This is a genomic window from Sphingomonas sp. CARO-RG-8B-R24-01, assembly GCF_022662295.1.
Lineage (GTDB): Bacteria > Pseudomonadota > Alphaproteobacteria > Sphingomonadales > Sphingomonadaceae > Sphingomonas.
Map to the genome: position 1 here is coordinate 105,049 of NZ_JAKNQI010000007.1, position 15,878 is coordinate 120,926.

Genomic DNA, 15,878 nt, shown 5'->3' on the forward strand with positions numbered 1-15,878 from the left:
CATGCATATCGAGTTTTCCAGCGCGGCTCCGGCGTCCGGCGCGGCCCTTGCCTTCACCGTCGAAAAGGAAGCGCTGTCGCGGCTGGCGACCGGGCTGGTCGATGCGCGCGCCGTCGACTTGCTCAAGGCCGCTGCCCAGGCCAGCCGGTTCGACGGGGAGTCCGGCGCGGTCGTCGAGACGTTCATCGACCAGAATGGTGCCGCCCGGCGCGTGCTTCTGATCGGTACAGGTTCCGGTAGCGAAATGGACTATGAGAAGGCCGGCGGCGCGCTGACGGGGCGTTTGCTGACCTCGGGCGTCAGCCAGGTCAGCGTCGATTTCGCGGGCAGCGCCGCGACGGCGAAGGCCGTTGCCCGCTTCGCGGGTGCCGCGGCGCAACGCGGCTGGCGTCACGATATCTATCGCACCAAGCTTCCCGAAAAGTCGAAGCCGACGTTGACCAGCATCGTGCTCCACAACACGCCCGAGGGCAGCGACGCCGCCTGGGTCCCGCAGAAGGCCCTGACCGAAGGCCTCGAGCTGACCCGTACGCTCGTCGCCGAGCCGCCGAACGTGATCTACCCCGAGAGCTTCGTCGCCAAGGTGCTGGCCGAGGTCGAAGGTCTCGGCCTCGAGGTCACGGTCCTCGGTGAGGACGAGATGCACGCACTCGGCATGGGCGCGCTGCTCGGCGTCAGCCAGGGCTCGGTCAAGAACGCGCAACTGCTCGCGCTCAAGTGGAGCGGGAAGGGTGCGGGCGATCCCGACCTCGCGCTGGTCGGCAAGGGCGTTACGTTCGACACCGGCGGCATTTCGCTCAAGCCCGGCGCGGGCATGGAAGACATGAAGTGGGACATGGGCGGCGCGGGCGCGGTGGTCGGCGCGATGAAGGCGATCGCCGGGCGCAAGGCCAAGGCGAACGTCATCGGCGTGTGCGGCCTCGTCGAGAACATGCCCGACGGCAACGCGATTCGCCCGGGCGACGTGCTGACCTCGATGTCGGGGCAGACGATCGAGGTGCTCAATACTGACGCCGAGGGCCGACTGGTGCTGTGCGACGCACTCACCTGGGTCCAGCGGACGCATCATCCCAAGACGATCGTCGATCTCGCGACGCTGACCGGCGCGATGATCGTCAGCCTCGGCCATGAGCATGGCGGCTGTTTCGCGAACGACGATTCGCTGGCCGATCAGCTCCTTGCGGCCGGCAAGGCGTCGGGCGACCTGCTGTGGCGCTTCCCGATGAGCGATGCGTACAACAAGCTGATCGATTCGCCGATCGCCGACATGAAGAACGTCGGCCCGCGCGGCGCAGGATCGATCACGGCTGCGCAGTTCCTGCTTCGCTATATCGAGAATGGCGTGAAGTGGGCGCATCTCGATATCGCCGGAATGGTGTGGTCGGACAAGGCCGGTCCGAATTACGAAAAGGGCGCGACCGGCTATGGCGTGCGCCTGCTCGATCGCTTCGTGGCGGATAACTTCGAAGGTTGATCCGCCAACGGCTTTTGTTCTCCTGCGAAAGCAGGAGTCCAGGAGTCACGTAAGCCAAAGGCGTTATTTCACATGACCCTGGGTTCCTGCCTTCGCAGGAACACGGCGAAGGACAGCAATGCAGGTCGATTTCTACCACCTGACGCTTCAGCCGCTCGACCGCGTGCTCCCTCGCATCGCGGAGCGGGTGGTCGGGGGCGGCGGGCGGTTACTCGTCGTGGCCGAGAGCGGCGAGCAGCGCGCTGCGCTCGACCGGTTGCTGTGGACCTATGCGCCGGAAAGCTTCCTCCCGCATGCGCAGGTCGCGGGCGATGCCAGCGATGCGCTGCAACCGATCCTGATCTCCGCCGAACCGAACGCCGCCAACGCGGCGCGCAACGTCGCGCTGGCCGACGGGGTGTGGCGCGAGGATGCGCTCGGCTTCGACCGCGCCTTCCACTTCTTCGACGACGAGCGAATCGTCGAGGCCCGCGCGGCGTGGCGTGTGCTCGGCGAGCGGGACGGAGTCGACCGGCGCTACTGGAAGCAGAATGACGACGGCCGCTGGGAGCAGGCGGCCTGAAGCCAAGCGGGCGGGTTGCATCGCCCGAATGCCGCGACTAGGGGACGCGCATTCCCTTCCTCACCATACAGGAGCTTCACGGTCATGGCCGCGAACCGCACGTTTTCGATCATCAAGCCCGACGCGACGCGTCGCAACCTGACGGGTGCCGTCACCAAGATGCTCGAGGAAGCCGGCCTGCGCGTCGTCGCGTCCAAGCGCATCCAGATGACCCGCGAGCAGGCCGAGGGCTTCTATGCCGTTCACAAGGAACGCCCGTTCTTCGGTGAGCTCGTCTCGTTCATGATCTCGGGCCCGGTCGTCGTCCAGGTTCTCGAAGGCGAGAACGCGATGCAGCGCAACCGCGACATCATGGGTGCGACCAACCCGGCGAACGCCGAAGCCGGCACGATCCGCAAGGAACTCGCCGAGTCGATCGAGGCGAACACCGTGCACGGTTCGGACAGCGACGAGAATGCCGAGATCGAGATCGCCTATTTCTTCAAGCCCGAAGAAATCGTTGGCTGATCCCAACTGGCGCGTGCGCGCGGCAGGGCCGGCGGATGCCGACGCCCTGTCGCTCGTCGCGTCCGCGACGTTTCTGGATACTTATGCCGGGTCGCTCGACGGTTCGGACCTGGTGGCGCATTGCGCGGCCAAGAACCGGCCCGAAACCTTCGCGGGCTGGGCAAGCGATCCGGGCGATGCGGTGCTGCTCGGGGAAATCGTGCCCGGGCATGCACCGGTCGGTTATGCGGTGATGACCAGCACGATCGACCTGCCAGTTGCGCTCGAACCGGGCGATATCGAGCTGCGTCGGATCTACAGCCTCTCGCGGATGCATCGTTCGGGACTCGGTCCTGCGCTGATGCAGGCCGCTGTCGACGCGGCGTTACGTCTCGGTCGCCGCCGCATCCTGCTCGGCGTATGGGGCGAGAATTACCGCGCGCATCGCTTTTACGAACGTCAGGGTTTCGCGGTGGTCGGCACCCGGCAGTTTCGCGTAGGCGCCGTGGTCCATGACGACCTCGTCTATGGCCGGTCGTTATTGCCGTAGCGGCTCGTGTCGCCCGCCGGGCAACGTCCCGCGTTTCAGGCCGCGAATTGCTCCATCGTGATGCGATCGTCGAGCGCGTGTTCGGGATCAAAGAGCAATGTCAGTTCCCGTGTCCGGTCGATCGCGATCTCGACGAGGGCGACATCGCGGATTTCGCGCTGATCGGCGACCGCGCTGACCGGGCGCTTGCCCGGCTCGAGAACGCGAAGGCTGATCCGGGTCTTGTCGGGCAGGATTGCGCCGCGCCAGCGCCGGGGCCGGAAGGGACTGATCGGCGTCAGCGCCAGCATGTTCGATCCCAGCGGAAGTATCGGTCCCTGCGCAGACAAATTATACGCGGTCGATCCGGCTGGTGTCGCAACCAGGATCCCGTCGCATGCCAGTTCGGGCAGAACGACCCGGTCGTTGACCGTCACCTCCAGCTTGGCGGTCTGCCGCGTTTCGCGCAGCAGCGAGACTTCGTTGATCGCGGGCAATGCATGCGTTTCCCCACTGATCGTGGTGGCGATCATCGACAGCGGGACGACCTTGAAGGCCTTCGTACGATCCAGCCGCCCCTCCAGGCCGTGGGCGCGCCATTCGTTCATCAGAAAACCGACGGTGCCGAGGTTCATGCCGAATACCGGCACGACGGGTTTGCGGCGCTCCAGCATTGCATGCAGCGTCTGCAACATGAACCCGTCCCCCCCGAGCGCGACGATCAGCTCGGCATCTTCCGGGGAAACCCAGTCGTGGCTTTCGGTCAGGGCCTGAAACGCCGCCTGCGCCGGTGGTGTCGGCGACGCGACCAGCGCCCGTCGCGGCGTGTCGGTCATCCGCCCGTGACGCTCATGTGGCGGGCGACGGCCGGGGTCGAAGCGGCGATATCGAAATCGTGCCGTGCCGGCTTGGTGAGCATGGCCGCATCTAGCGCTGCGTCGAGGCCTCCGACACCCTGTTCGCGCAGGACCTGTTTGAGGTCGACCTTATCGTCATGGCCGAGGCACGTGTAGAGCACACCCTCGGTAGTCAGCCGCACCCGATTGCACGTATCGCAGAAGTTGCCGGTGAGCGGCGATATCAGGCCAAGCTTCGTCTCGGTCCCATCAACCCGCCAATAGCGGGCCGGCCCGCCGCTTCGGTGCGAATCACGGACGAGCGCGAACTGCGTGCGCAACGTGTCGAACACTGCGGTCAGCGGCACGAAGCGGTCAGCGCGGTCCTCATCAATTTGGCCAAGGGGCATGGTTTCGATCAACGTGAGGTCTAGGCCCTCGTCGATGCACCAGTTGAGCATCGGAGCAATATGATCCTCGTTGAGCCCCTTCAGCGCGACCATGTTGATCTTGACCGCGAGGCCCGCATCCCGGGCGGCCAGGATGCCGGCGGTTACCCTGGCAACGTCGCCGTGCCGCGTGACGTAGCGGAAGGTATCGGCATCGAGGCTGTCGAGGCTGACGTTGATTCGCCGCATCCCGGCATCGACCATCGCCGCCGCATGCTGCGCCAGCGCATTTCCGTTGGTCGTCATGGTCAATTCGTCGAGCCCGGTGCCGACATGGCGACCGAGCCGGCGGATCAGTTCGCCGACATCACGACGCACCAGCGGCTCACCGCCGCTCAAGCGGATCTTGTTGATCCCGCGCGCAATGAAGCGTTCGGCAATGATCGCGATTTCTTCCAAACTTAACAGAGCGCTACGCGGCAGAAACGTCATCTGTTCCGACATGCAATAGCGGCATCGCAGGTCGCATCGGTCGGTCACCGAGATGCGCAGATAGCTGATGGTTCGCCCGTGCCGGTCCTGCAACGGGCGATCGATGGAGGGGGAAACTGTTGTCATTGTCCCTGAGCTAAGCCTTCAATTGGCGCGGAACAAGCCTACCGCGCACCCTAGGACATCGTGTTGATATCTTCTAAACCCCGGACGGGCACATCTGCTCCCGCTGATCGTAGAAAGACGTTCGTCATAACCCCGCTGACCGCACCATTGTTCGTCTTGTCTTTCCGTCAGCGCGACGAACTTGCCTCAATCGCTGCGGCGGCCGGGTGGCAGGTCGTTGCCGCCCGTCGCGCCGGAGGCGCCGAGCGCCGTTTCCTGTCGAGCGGTGCGGCCGTAGCGGTCGTCGACGCGCGGGGCGCCGCGGCGGAGGGGCTTGCGGCGACCGCGGCGCTCGGCAGCGCGATCGAAGCCAACGGGGGGGCGTTGCTCGCGCTGGTGTCGCGGGGCGAGAATGGCGCGATCACCGCGCTCTACGACGCTGGCGCCACACATTTTCTAGCAAGCCCCTTCAGCGACGCAGAGTTCCTGCAGGCCTTGCGGTTTTCCGCTCGCCATGCCGAGCGCATGGCGCGGGAATGGCAAGCCGGGGCGGTATTCGCGCCCTTGGGATGGCGCTATGCCCGGGCGGATCGCACGCTGATTTTGACGCCCGGGCTCGCCAGCCTGTTGGGCTGCGACGAGCAACCGACCGTTCGAACGGTCCTGCGGCGGTTGGACCAGGGCGATCGACTGGCCGCGACGGCCGCGTTGCGACGCATGACCGGACTCCGCCCCGCGACGGCGTTCGCGCACGATCTCGAGGGCGTCGGCCGCATCGTCCAGCACTTGCAATTCGACCCTGGCGCGGGGCGAGTCGACGCCGTGGTCGAACCGCTGGGCAGCACGCCCGAACCTGCCGCCGAAGTGCGGGAAGCACTGGCGGGCGCGCGCGACGCCGGCAGCGCGCGCCGCTGGCTGACAAAGCATCTCGACGGCGCCGGGGTGGCGCCGTTGCATATTCTGCTCATCGCGTTGAACCGGTTCGAAATGGTCAATACCGCCTACGGTCGCGCGGCAGGCGACGCCCTGCTGCGCTCGGCGCAGGCGCGCGTGAAGGATGCCGTTCACGAGATGCTCGGGCGGGATGCCCTGGTCGCGCGCATGGGCGGTTCGACATTCCTGGTGGCAATGCAGGCACCACGCCTGCGGATCGACCTTGTTGCCGAGCGGATCGCGTCGGCCTTGGCTCGCCCGTTCGTCAGTGGCGATGCGATTGCGGTTCTGGGGTGTCGGATCGGCCTGGCGGAGGCATCGCCGCAGGACGATGCGGCTAGCCTGTTGCGCCGCGCCAGCGAAGCCCTGGCCGAGGCGCGAGAATCCGATAGTGCGACCTTGCGGGTTGCGGATGCCGACGGGGGCAGTGCCGCGATCGACCGCCTGGCGGTCGAACTGCACTACGCCATCGAGCGCAACGACATCGGCATCCTGTTTCAGCCGCAGGTCGCGATCGCCACGGGGGAGATCGTCGGGGTCGAAGCCCTGGCGCGCTGGCAACACAGTACGCTCGGGACGATCGGCGCGGAGACCCTGTTCGCAGCGGCACAGCGAGCCGATCTCGAAATCGGACTTTCCGACCATATCCAGCGTTTGGCCTTGGCGCAGGCCGCAAACTGGCCGCCGGAACTTGCCGACGTGCGGCTCTCGCTCAATCTGACCGCGGCGGATATCGCACGGCCCGGCTTCGCCGATCTTTTTCTCGATCGGGTCGACGCGAGCGGTTTCCCGCGCGCGCGATTGACGCTGGAGATCACCGAAAGTGGGTTGATCGAAGATCTCGGCGTTGCCGCGGCATTGCTCTCGGTGCTGCGCGGTGCCGGTTGTCGCACCGCCATCGACGATTTCGGAACGGGGTATTCCAGCCTTGCCTATCTCAAGGCGCTCCCGCTGGATTACCTCAAGATCGACAAGAAGCTCGCGCAGGACATCACCGGGTCGCCGCGCGACCGGATCGTCGTGCGCGGCGTGATCGACATGGCGCGCTCGCTCGGGCTGACCGTCATCGCCGAAGGCGTCGAGACGCAAGAACAGTTGGAAGGCCTGGCGACCGAGGGATGCCAGATCTACCAGGGGTTCCTGTGTGCCGAGCCGCTGTCGGTCCCGGCCCTCTCGACGCTCGTCGCTGCCCACTAGCGGGCGACATCATCCCGCCGCGCGCGCGAGGCCCTTGGACAATTGCAACGCGCCGTGCAGCCGCGCCTTGGGATCGCCCCAGCTGCGCGTGACGACAAGCTTCGAATCGGGCCGCAACCGCGCGACTCCCTCGAGCTTCCCGACCCACGCCAGCAGCCCTGTGATGTTGGGCGGCGCGTCGTTGAAGAACGACACCAGCGCGCCCTTCGGCCCGACGTCGATCTTCGACACGCATGCCTTCTTGGCGTTGAGCTTGATCTCGATGAGGCGGACGAGGTTCTCGGTCGGCCCCGGCAGTGCGCCGAAACGATCGATCAGTTCGGCGGCGAAGCCTTCCAGCGCATTCTGGTCCTCGACATCGTTGAGGCGACGATACAGCCCCATCCGCAGGTCGAGATCGGGGACATAGGTCTCGGGAATGAGGATCGGCGCGTCGACCGTGATCTGCGGTGAGAAGTCCTTCGGGCGCAACCGCTGGCCACCGGCCTTGGCGTCCATGATCGCCTCTTCCAGCATCGACTGGTAGAGTTCGTAGCCAACCTCTTTGATATGCCCCGATTGTTCGTCGCCGAGCAGATTGCCTGCGCCGCGCTGGTCAAGATCGTGGCTCGCAAGCTGGAACCCGCCGCCGAGGCTGTCGAGGTCGGACAGGATCTTGAGCCGCTTCTCGGCGGTCTCGGTCAGGATCCGGTCGGCGGGCGTGGTGAGATAGGCATAGGCCCGCGTCTTGGCGCGGCCGACGCGACCACGAAGCTGGTACAGCTGCGCGAGGCCAAAGCGGTCGGCGCGATGGATGATCATCGTGTTCGCGCTCGGAATATCGAGCCCGCTTTCGACGATCGTGGTGGAAACGAGCACCTCGAATTTCTTGTCGTAAAAGGCGGACATACGCTCCTCGACCTCGGTCGGCGACATCTGCCCGTGCGCCACGACGAAGCGCACTTCGGGGACGGATTCACGAAGGAATTCCTCGATATCCGGCAGATCCTTAATCCGTGGTGTGACGAAGAAGCTTTGCCCGCCGCGATAATGCTCGCGCAGCAACGCCTCGCGCAGCACGATCGGATCCCACGGCATGACATAGGTGCGGACCGCGAGGCGATCGACCGGCGGGGTCTGGATCACCGACAGTTCGCGCAGGCCCGACATCGCCATCTGAAGCGTGCGCGGGATCGGCGTGGCGGTGAGCGTCAGGACATGGACGTTGGCCTTGAGCGACTTGAGGCGCTCCTTGTGGGTCACCCCGAAGCGTTGTTCCTCATCGACAATGACGAGGCCCAACCGTTTGAAATCGATTCCCTTCGCCAGGATCGCGTGCGTCCCTACGACGACGTCGATCGTCCCGTCGGCAAGGCCTTCCTTGGTTGTCTTGGCTTCACCCGCGGGCACCAGCCGCGACAAACGCCCGACGTTGAGCGGAAAGCCTTCGAGCCGTGCCTTGAAGTTGTTGAAATGCTGACGCGCGAGCAGCGTCGTCGGGCAGACCACTGCGACCTGCAACCCCGCCATCGCAGCAGCAAAGGCGGCACGCAGCGCGACCTCGGTCTTGCCGAAACCGACGTCGCCGACGACGAGGCGATCCATCGGCGTTCCCTTCTCGAGATCGCCCATGACGTCCTCGATCGCGCGATCCTGATCCTCGGTTTCCTCATACGGAAAGCGGTCGACGAAGGCGGCATAGCCACTGTCGCGCTCGATCGTATCCGCCGGACGCAGCGCTCGCTCGGCAGCGGTCGCGATCAGCTCGCCAGCGATTTCGCGGATTCGCTCCTTCATCCGGCTCTTGCGGCGCTGCCAGGCTTCGCCACCGAGCTTGTCGAGGCTCGCGCCGTCGGCGTCGGAGCCATAGCGGGTCAGAACTTCGAGGTTCTCGACCGGCACGAACAGTTTGTCGCCGCCCGCGTAGGTCAGCGCGACGCAATCATGCGGTGCCTGGCCGACCGGGATCGAGGTCAGGCCTTCGTAGCGGCCAATGCCGTGGTCGGCGTGGACGACCAGATCGCCCGGCGTGAGCATCGCCAGTTCGGCGAGGAACGCATCCGCCGATTTCTTGCGCTTGTTCCGACGCACGAGCCGGTCGCCGAGCATGTCCTGCTCGGTCAGCAGCGCGACTTCGGGCCCCGAGAAGCCGTGGTCGAGCGGCAGCACCAGCAACGCCACCGACTTGGCACCGACGCCGAGCGCCTGCTGCCAGCTATCGACCTTGACCGTGTTGGTCAGTTCGTGGTCTGCGAGCAGCCCGGCGAGGCGGTCGCGCGAACCCGTGGAGTAGCTGGCGAGGATCGCTTTCTTGCCGTCTTTCCGCAGCTTGCCGAGATGCTCTACGACCGCTTCGTAGATGTTGACGCCGCTCGCACGCTCCGCGCCGAAGTCGCGCGGGCCGTCGACGCCGAAGTCGAGCACGCTTGCGCTTTCGGGTTCGTGGAACGCGGTGATGCGGTGCGCCGGGGCAACATCGAGCTGCTGCGCAAAGTCCTTGGCGGTCAGGTACAAGGCGTCTGGCGGAAGCGGCCGGTAGCTGCCCGGGTCGCTCGACTGCGCCTTGACGCGGTTGCCGTGATAATCGGTGATCGCCTCGAACCGCGCCTCGGCCGCCGCGACCGCGCCCGCATCGCGGACCATGACGGCGTCGTCGCCGAGATGATCGAACAGCGTCGCCATCTTCTCCTCGAACAGCGGGAGCCAATGCTCCATCCCCGCAAGACGCCGCCCGTCGCTGATCGCCTGATACAGCGGATCGCCGGTCGCGGTCGCGCCGAACCGTTCGCGATAGCGCGCGCGGAACCGCTTGATACTGTCTTCGTCGAGCAGCGTTTCGGAGGCGGGGAGCAGGACGAAGCCGTCGATCCGCCCGGTGGTGCGTTGATCGGCTGGGTCGAAGGTGCGGACGCTTTCGATCTCGTCGCCGAAGAAATCGAGCCGAAGCGCCTGCGTCTCGCCCGACGGATACAAATCGACCAAGCCGCCGCGAACTGCGAATTCGCCTGCATCGGCAACGGTTTCCACGCGGACATAGCCATTGGCTTGCAACAATGTCGCCAGCCGGTCGCGCCCGATCCGTTCCTTCGGCGCTAGCCGCGCGACGAGCTGGCGGATGCGGAACGGGGTGAGCGTGCGCTGCGCCACCGCGTTGACGGTCGTCACCAGCAACTGCGGGCCATCCGGCTTCTGCTGGAGCCGGTGGAGCGTCGCCATTCGCTCCGCCATCACGCGCAGCGTGGGGGAGGCGCGGTCGTAGGGCAGGCAATCCCATGCCGGGAAGGTCAGCACCTCGAGTTCGGGTGCGAACGTCTGCGCGGTCGAGGCGATCGCGCGCATCGCGGCCTCGTCCGGCGCGACGAACACCGCGCGCGCCTTGGCGGCACGGGACAGGTCCGCGAGCAGCCACGGCTCGAATCCGGTCGGCACGCCGGCGAGCGTCAGCGGGGTCTTGGCGGTGAGGATCGTCTGAAGGTTGGGCATTCTCTTCTTTCTCCCTCTCCCCGTTTGCGGGGAGAGGGGGATTTATTTCGCAATCGGCACGTAATTGAGTTGCTTGAGCGCCTCGACGATCGACCCGGCATAGCGTTCCGGCGCGGGTTCCATGCCGATCGCCCAGGCCATGATGTCGACGTCCTGTTCCTCGATCAGCTCCTCGAACAAGGCGATCTCGGTGTCGTCCCAGCGTGCGTGCGCGGAATCGAAGAAGCCGCCGATCAGCAGGTCGGCTTCCTTGGTGCCGCGATGATGGCTGCGGAAATGCAGGCGCTTGAGGCGGATATCTCGGTCCATGCGGATCCCAACGACAATTGCCCGACACCCGCGCGCAGGTGCTGGCGGCGGGGATCGGGGAGGGGTAAGAGCGCTTCAGATAGACATGCGACCCGACATCCTCAATCCATTGTTCGCCGAAGTTACGGCATTGAAGGGCATCGGCCCTGCGCTGGCGAAGCCGCTCGACCGCCTGGGACTCGCGCGCGTGGTCGACGTGGCGTTCCATTTACCGACCGGCTGGGTCGATCGCTTGCCGCGCGACGAGCTCGACATGGCGGATTCGGGGCGGATCATCGTCATCACGCTGACTGCGGTCTCCTACCGGTCGAGCAACGGGCGCGGGCCGACCCGGGTGCAGGCGACCGACGCCAAGGGCAATTACGTCAGCCTCGTCTATTTCGGCGGGCATCCGGGCTGGGCGAAGAAGCTCGCGCCGCTGGGCGAGCCGCGCCGCGTGTCTGGCAAGCTCGAGCATTACGGGCAGGATTTGCAGATGGTCCACCCGGACTACGTACTGCCGCTCGACGAGGCCGGCGACATGGCCGGACGCGAGGCGATCTACCCGCTGTCCGAGGGGATCTCGTCGCGGCGGATGAGCCAGCTCGCCGCGCAGTCGGTCGAGCGCGCGCCGGATCTGGCCGAATGGATCGAGCCCGGGCTGCTCGCGAAGAACGAATGGCCCGCGTGGCGGGAGGCGCTCGCGCGGATCCATGCCGACCCCGCCGACGCCAAGGCGCACGAGCGGCTCGCCTATGACGAGCTGTTCGCCAACCAGCTCGCGCTGATGCTGGTCCGGCAATCGTCGCGCGCACGCAAGGGACGCGCGCTGGCGGGCGATCGGCGGCTGCGCGATGCGTTGAAGTTGCCCTACGACCTGACGGGCGCGCAGGCGCGGACGATCCGCGAGATCGAGGGCGATCTGGCGCAGGCACAACCGATGCTGCGGCTGCTGCAGGGCGACGTCGGATCGGGCAAGACCCTGGTCGCCGCGCTCGCGATGCTCGTCGCGGTAGAAGGTGGCGCGCAGGCGGCGTTGCTCGCGCCGACCGAGATCCTCGCACGACAGCATTACGAATCGCTGCGGCGGCTGCTCGGTGGCCTTCCGATCGAAATCGCGGTGCTGACCGGTCGGGACAAGGGGCGCGTGCGCGAGGGCGTGCTGATGGGGCTCGCCGCGGGACAGATCCATATCCTGATCGGCACGCATGCGATCTTCCAGGAGACGGTCGCTTACAAGGACCTCGGGCTGGTCGTGGTCGACGAGCAGCATCGCTTCGGCGTCGCGCAGCGGATGTTGCTGCAGGCCAAGGGGCGCAGCCCGCACCTGCTCGCGATGACCGCGACACCGATCCCGCGGACGCTGACGCTGGCGAACTACGGCGAGATGGACGTCAGCCAGCTCGACGAGATGCCGCCGGGCCGACAACCGATCGAAACGCGCGTAATCTCGGAAGATCGGCTCCCCGAGGTGGTCGAGGCACTGGCGCGGCATCTCGCGGAGGGCGGGCAGGCCTATTGGGTGTGCCCGCTGGTCGAGGAGAGCGAAAAGAGCGACATGGCGGCGGCGGAAGCGCGCGCCGAGATGCTGCGCGGGCGGTTCGGCGATGCGGTCGGGCTCGTCCATGGGCGGATGAAGCCCGCCGACAAGGACGCGACGATGCAGGCGTTCTCCGAGGCGCGCCACGGCGTGCTGGTCGCAACGACGGTAATCGAGGTCGGGGTCGACGTGCCCAATGCGACGCTGATCGTGATCGAACATGCCGACCGCTTCGGGCTCGCGCAGTTGCACCAGTTGCGCGGGCGGGTCGGGCGCGGTGGCGGCAAATCGAATTGCCTGCTGATCCGCGGCGGAAGCCTCAGCGAAACCTCCCGCGCGCGGCTCGCGTTGATGCGCGAGACGACCGACGGTTTTCGCATCGCGGAGGAAGATCTGCGGTTGCGCGGGGCGGGCGAACTGCTCGGGACGCGGCAGTCGGGCGAGGCGGGGTTCCGGCTGGCGACGCCCGAGATGCTCGGCGCCCTGCTTCCAGTGGCGACCGACGACGCGCGGTTGCTGATCGATCGCGATGGTGGCTTGGACGGTACGCGGGGGCAAGCGGCGCGGACGGCGCTGTATCTGTTCGAGCGCGATGCCGGGGTCGCGTTGCTACGGTCCGGGTGAGGTGGAACGCTAGCGAGCGATGTCTCCCGCGTTACACCATCGCCTTCAGCACCGCGTCATAGTCGGACAGCGCGATTGACGGGGTCAGCTCGAACCCGATCCGCCCGCCAAGCGCCCAGCGGATTTCGGCCGCCACCGAACCGACGACGGGCAATGTGATCCACACGCGATCACCGACATCGCCCGTCATCTCTCCGCGCGCCATCATCCCCATCACGGTAATGTTGACGATCAACAAGGCCGCCGGGGCACCCTTGGTATCGGTCGCTCGCGCGCGATAATGAACTTCGTCCCGTTGCAGGGCGCGTTGGTTCGAAGCCTTTTGTGCCAGTGCCTTCGCCATCGCCAGTTCCTTTGTTCGGCTCTGGCAGCGCTAGTCCTTTCGGATGAAGCGGACCGTAACGAACACAGTGAACGCGCCTTAAGCTCTTCTGGATTTCGTCCGATTTACTTGTGGTTGCCCGCAATACGTAAGGAACGTCAGCCGCGTACCAGCAGTCCGTGATGTTTCTTGCCCGCCGCGATCCGGACCGGTGCGTCACCGACCGTAACGACCAGCGCCTCGTCGCTCACCTTGTCCGCGCCGACCCGCGCGCCGCCCCCCTTGATCAGACGGCGCGCCTCGCCCTTGGACGCAGCCAGCCCGAGCCCGACCAGCGCGTCGACGATCCCGATGCTGCCATCGACGACAAAGGTCGGCAGCGAGCCCCCGGCGCTCCCTTCCTCGAACGTCTTGCGCGCGGTCTCGGCGGCCTCGACGGCTGCGTCCGGGCCGCGGCACAGCGCGGTCGCGGCGTCGGCAAGGATCTTCTTCGCCTCGTTGATCTCGGCGCCCTCGAGCGCCTCGAGCCGCGCGATCTCGTCAAGCGGCAGGTCGGTGAACAACCGGAGGAAACGCCCGACGTCGCGGTCGTCGGTGTTGCGCCAGAATTGCCAGTAGTCGAAATGCGGCAGCTGGTCCTCATGGAGCCACACCGCGCCCGCCATCGTCTTGCCCATCTTGCCGCCATCGGCGGTCGTGATCAGCGGGGTGGTGACGCCGAACACCTCGGTCCCGTCCATCCGGCGGGCGAGCTCGATCCCGTTGACGATATTGCCCCATTGGTCCGACCCGCCCAGCTGCAACCGGCACCCGGCGCGACGCGACAGTTCCAGGAAGTCATAGGCCTGGAGGATCATGTAGTTGAACTCGAGGAAGCTCAGTGACTGTTCGCGGTCGAGACGGAGCTTGACCGAATCGAAGCTGAGCATCCGGTTGATCGAGAAATGCTGGCCGACGTCGCGCAGGAACGGAATGTATTCGAGCGCGTCGAGCCACTCGGCATTGTCGAGCATCACCGCGTCGGTCGGCCCGTCGCCGAAGGTCAGGAAACGCTCGAAGATCCGCCGGATCGACGCGACGTTGGTGGCGAGCGTATCCTCGGTCAGCATCTTGCGCGCTTCGTCCTTGAAGCTCGGGTCGCCGATCTTGCCGGTCCCGCCGCCCATCAGCACGATCGGCTTGTGCCCGCTCTGCTGGAGGCGGCGCAGCAGCATGATCTGGACGAGGCTACCGACGTGGAGCGACGGCGCGGTCGGGTCGAAGCCGATGTAGCCGGGCACGATCTGCTTGCTTGCCAGCGCATCGAGCGCGGCGCCGTCGGTCGCCTGATGGATGTAGCCGCGCGTCGAGAGCAAGCGGAGCAGGTCGGAGGAATAGCTGGTCATGGCGTGGCTTTACAAAAGTCCGACCGCCGCGTCACCCTGCGAAGCGGCGCGTCAGATTGCCGGAAGCTGCCGCTGCGGGTCGATCGGCGTGCGCCCCTTGCGCATCTCGAAATGGACTTCTGGCCTGGCTGCACCGCCGGTGTCGCCCGACACGGCAATCGTTTGACCGCGGCGTACGGCCTGGCCGCGTTGCACCAGCAACTTGCTGGCATGACCGTAGACCGTCGCCCACCCGTCGCCATGCCGCACGATGATCACGCCGCCGAGTTGCGGAATGCCGCTTCCGGCATAGGCCACGACCCCATCGGCTGCCGCAAGGACCGGCGTGCCGAGCGGAACGGCAATCTTGACGCCATTGTAGCGTTCCCCGCGCACGCCCGGCCCGAACCGCACGACGATCCGGCCATGGACCGGCCAGTCGAACCCACTGGTCAGGCGCGGCGGCGCGGCAACCGCCTGGCTCGGGGCAAGCATGCGACCCGGGGAAAGCGTAGGGCGTACCGGGCGCTGGTTGGCGGCGAGCGCGGGCTCGCTGCCGGTCACGATATCGTCGATGTCCAGCGTGAAGGCGGCGGCGCGTTCCGCGGCGGTGCTCCTCGACGTCGAGCCGGGGATCAGCACCCGCATTCCGGCGCGGAGCGTATAGGGTTCCCGCAAGTCGTTGGCCGCGACGATGCGTGACCAGTCCACGCCATAGGCGCGGGAAATGGCGATCCCGGTCTGGCCGGCCGCGACACGGTGATACCGCCCGCCTGGGATGGTCAGCCGTTGACCCGCGCGGACCACGAACGGCACGGGAAGGCGGTTGGCGCGCGCGATCGCATCCGATCCGGCGCCGGTTCGATCGCCGATCGCGCTCAGTGTGTCGCCTGGGCGGACGACGTAGGTCGAGGGTTCGACGGTTTGCGCCGATGGCTGGACCGGACTCGCCTGCCAAGCGGCGAGCGGGGCGGGAAGGGTGGTGACACGCCGATCGGCGCGCGGCAGCGGGGGTTGGTCGGGACGATATCCGCCTTGGGGCTCATACGGACGTTGGTCGTCCCGGGGCGCGTAGCGCGGGGGCGTCCGCTGGCGGATCCGCCGGGGTGGCGGCGCTTCCTCGTCGGGTGCACCAGCGCGCCAGGTGTCGGCGCGGGTTTGATAGGAGGGGGGTGGATAGCCGCGCGGGGGCGGTTCGTCCTGCGGGATACACGCCGTGAGCAGGATGGCGACCATCGCAAGAGGAACAACCGTCATCCCGAAAGGCCCCATTCG

Annotated in this window: 13 protein-coding genes; 6 read left to right on the forward strand and 7 right to left on the reverse strand. The window is 66.5% G+C overall.

Going from position 1 to position 15,878, the window contains the following annotated elements; translation table 11 throughout:
• The first annotated feature begins 1 nt into the window (after position 1).
• The 4 genes from L8G49_RS14460 (at position 2) to L8G49_RS14475 (ending at position 3,072) form a co-directional block, all read left to right on the forward strand.
• Positions 2-1,474, forward strand: coding sequence for a leucyl aminopeptidase (locus L8G49_RS14460; protein WP_242186496.1), 1,473 nt, complete (start codon positions 2-4; stop codon positions 1,472-1,474).
• Positions 1,475-1,592: 118 nt separating this feature from the next.
• Complete coding sequence (locus L8G49_RS14465) at positions 1,593-2,036, forward strand: DNA polymerase III subunit chi (protein ID WP_242186497.1); 444 nt, start codon at positions 1,593-1,595, stop codon at positions 2,034-2,036.
• 84 nt (positions 2,037-2,120) lie between these two features.
• Positions 2,121-2,543 carry a nucleoside-diphosphate kinase gene (gene ndk / locus L8G49_RS14470; protein WP_242139092.1) on the forward strand — a complete coding sequence of 141 codons (423 nt, stop codon included), beginning with the start codon at positions 2,121-2,123 and terminating at the stop codon, positions 2,541-2,543.
• The gene (locus tag L8G49_RS14475) at positions 2,536-3,072 is read left to right on the forward strand and encodes a GNAT family N-acetyltransferase (RefSeq protein WP_242186498.1); all 537 of its coding nucleotides are present in this window, start codon (positions 2,536-2,538) and stop codon (positions 3,070-3,072) included. The genes ndk and L8G49_RS14475 overlap by 8 nt, the downstream gene beginning before the upstream one ends.
• Before the next feature lie 35 nt (positions 3,073-3,107).
• On the opposite strand, the gene L8G49_RS14480 is transcribed toward L8G49_RS14475, so the two are convergent.
• Together L8G49_RS14480 and moaA are read right to left on the reverse strand one after the other, a co-directional pair.
• Positions 3,108-3,887, reverse strand: a complete 780-nt coding sequence (locus L8G49_RS14480) for an NAD kinase (RefSeq protein ID WP_242186499.1) — start codon at positions 3,885-3,887, stop codon at positions 3,108-3,110.
• The gene (gene moaA / locus L8G49_RS14485) at positions 3,884-4,894 is read right to left on the reverse strand and encodes a GTP 3',8-cyclase MoaA (RefSeq protein WP_242186500.1); all 1,011 of its coding nucleotides are present in this window, start codon (positions 4,892-4,894) and stop codon (positions 3,884-3,886) included. Before moaA ends, L8G49_RS14480 begins: the two co-directional genes overlap by 4 nt.
• A 156-nt stretch (positions 4,895-5,050) precedes the next feature.
• Between moaA and L8G49_RS14490 the strand changes: the two genes are divergently transcribed.
• On the forward strand, positions 5,051-7,003 hold the full coding sequence (locus tag L8G49_RS14490; RefSeq protein ID WP_242186501.1) for a GGDEF domain-containing phosphodiesterase: 1,953 nt from the start codon (positions 5,051-5,053) through the stop codon (positions 7,001-7,003).
• Between the two features lie 9 nt (positions 7,004-7,012).
• Here L8G49_RS14490 and mfd read toward each other — a convergent pair whose 3' ends face one another.
• Together mfd and L8G49_RS14500 are read right to left on the reverse strand one after the other, a co-directional pair.
• Positions 7,013-10,465: a transcription-repair coupling factor gene (gene mfd, locus L8G49_RS14495; protein WP_242186502.1), complete on the reverse strand. Its 3,453-nt coding sequence runs from the start codon at positions 10,463-10,465 to the stop codon at positions 7,013-7,015.
• Positions 10,466-10,507: 42 nt separating this feature from the next.
• The gene (locus L8G49_RS14500; RefSeq protein WP_242139086.1) at positions 10,508-10,774 is read right to left on the reverse strand and encodes a succinate dehydrogenase assembly factor 2; all 267 of its coding nucleotides are present in this window, start codon (positions 10,772-10,774) and stop codon (positions 10,508-10,510) included.
• A gap of 85 nt (positions 10,775-10,859) precedes the next feature.
• On the opposite strand from L8G49_RS14500, the gene recG reads away from it, so the two are divergent.
• The gene (recG, locus tag L8G49_RS14505) at positions 10,860-12,917 is read left to right on the forward strand and encodes an ATP-dependent DNA helicase RecG (RefSeq protein ID WP_242186503.1); all 2,058 of its coding nucleotides are present in this window, start codon (positions 10,860-10,862) and stop codon (positions 12,915-12,917) included.
• Between the two features lie 31 nt (positions 12,918-12,948).
• On the opposite strand, the gene L8G49_RS14510 is transcribed toward recG, so the two are convergent.
• The 3 genes from L8G49_RS14510 to L8G49_RS14520 form a co-directional block, all read right to left on the reverse strand.
• Complete coding sequence (locus L8G49_RS14510) at positions 12,949-13,260, reverse strand: PilZ domain-containing protein (RefSeq protein ID WP_242186504.1); 312 nt, start codon at positions 13,258-13,260, stop codon at positions 12,949-12,951.
• A gap of 137 nt (positions 13,261-13,397) precedes the next feature.
• Positions 13,398-14,624 carry a tyrosine--tRNA ligase gene (gene tyrS, locus L8G49_RS14515; RefSeq protein WP_242186505.1) on the reverse strand — a complete coding sequence of 409 codons (1,227 nt, stop codon included), beginning with the start codon at positions 14,622-14,624 and terminating at the stop codon, positions 13,398-13,400.
• 51 nt (positions 14,625-14,675) lie between these two features.
• Positions 14,676-15,860: a M23 family metallopeptidase gene (locus L8G49_RS14520; RefSeq protein WP_242186506.1), complete on the reverse strand. Its 1,185-nt coding sequence runs from the start codon at positions 15,858-15,860 to the stop codon at positions 14,676-14,678.
• Positions 15,861-15,878: the final 18 nt, after the last annotated feature.

Bases quoted from the DNA above. Each gene is read 5' to 3' on its own strand.
- L8G49_RS14520 (WP_242186506.1), bottom strand. From the start codon at position 15,860: ATGACGGTTGTTCCTCTTGCGATGGTCGCCATCCTGCTCACGGCGTGT.
- L8G49_RS14480 (WP_242186499.1), bottom strand. From the start codon at position 3,887: ATGACCGACACGCCGCGACGGGCGCTGGTCGCGTCGCCGACACCACCG.
- L8G49_RS14500 (WP_242139086.1), bottom strand. From the start codon at position 10,774: ATGGACCGAGATATCCGCCTCAAGCGCCTGCATTTCCGCAGCCATCAT.
- mfd (WP_242186502.1), bottom strand. From the start codon at position 10,465: ATGCCCAACCTTCAGACGATCCTCACCGCCAAGACCCCGCTGACGCTC.
- moaA (WP_242186500.1), bottom strand. From the start codon at position 4,894: ATGACAACAGTTTCCCCCTCCATCGATCGCCCGTTGCAGGACCGGCAC.
- recG (WP_242186503.1), top strand. From the start codon at position 10,860: ATGCGACCCGACATCCTCAATCCATTGTTCGCCGAAGTTACGGCATTG.
- tyrS (WP_242186505.1), bottom strand. From the start codon at position 14,624: ATGACCAGCTATTCCTCCGACCTGCTCCGCTTGCTCTCGACGCGCGGC.
- L8G49_RS14510 (WP_242186504.1), bottom strand. From the start codon at position 13,260: ATGGCGAAGGCACTGGCACAAAAGGCTTCGAACCAACGCGCCCTGCAA.
- L8G49_RS14465 (WP_242186497.1), top strand. From the start codon at position 1,593: ATGCAGGTCGATTTCTACCACCTGACGCTTCAGCCGCTCGACCGCGTG.
- L8G49_RS14460 (WP_242186496.1), top strand. From the start codon at position 2: ATGCATATCGAGTTTTCCAGCGCGGCTCCGGCGTCCGGCGCGGCCCTT.
- ndk (WP_242139092.1), top strand. From the start codon at position 2,121: ATGGCCGCGAACCGCACGTTTTCGATCATCAAGCCCGACGCGACGCGT.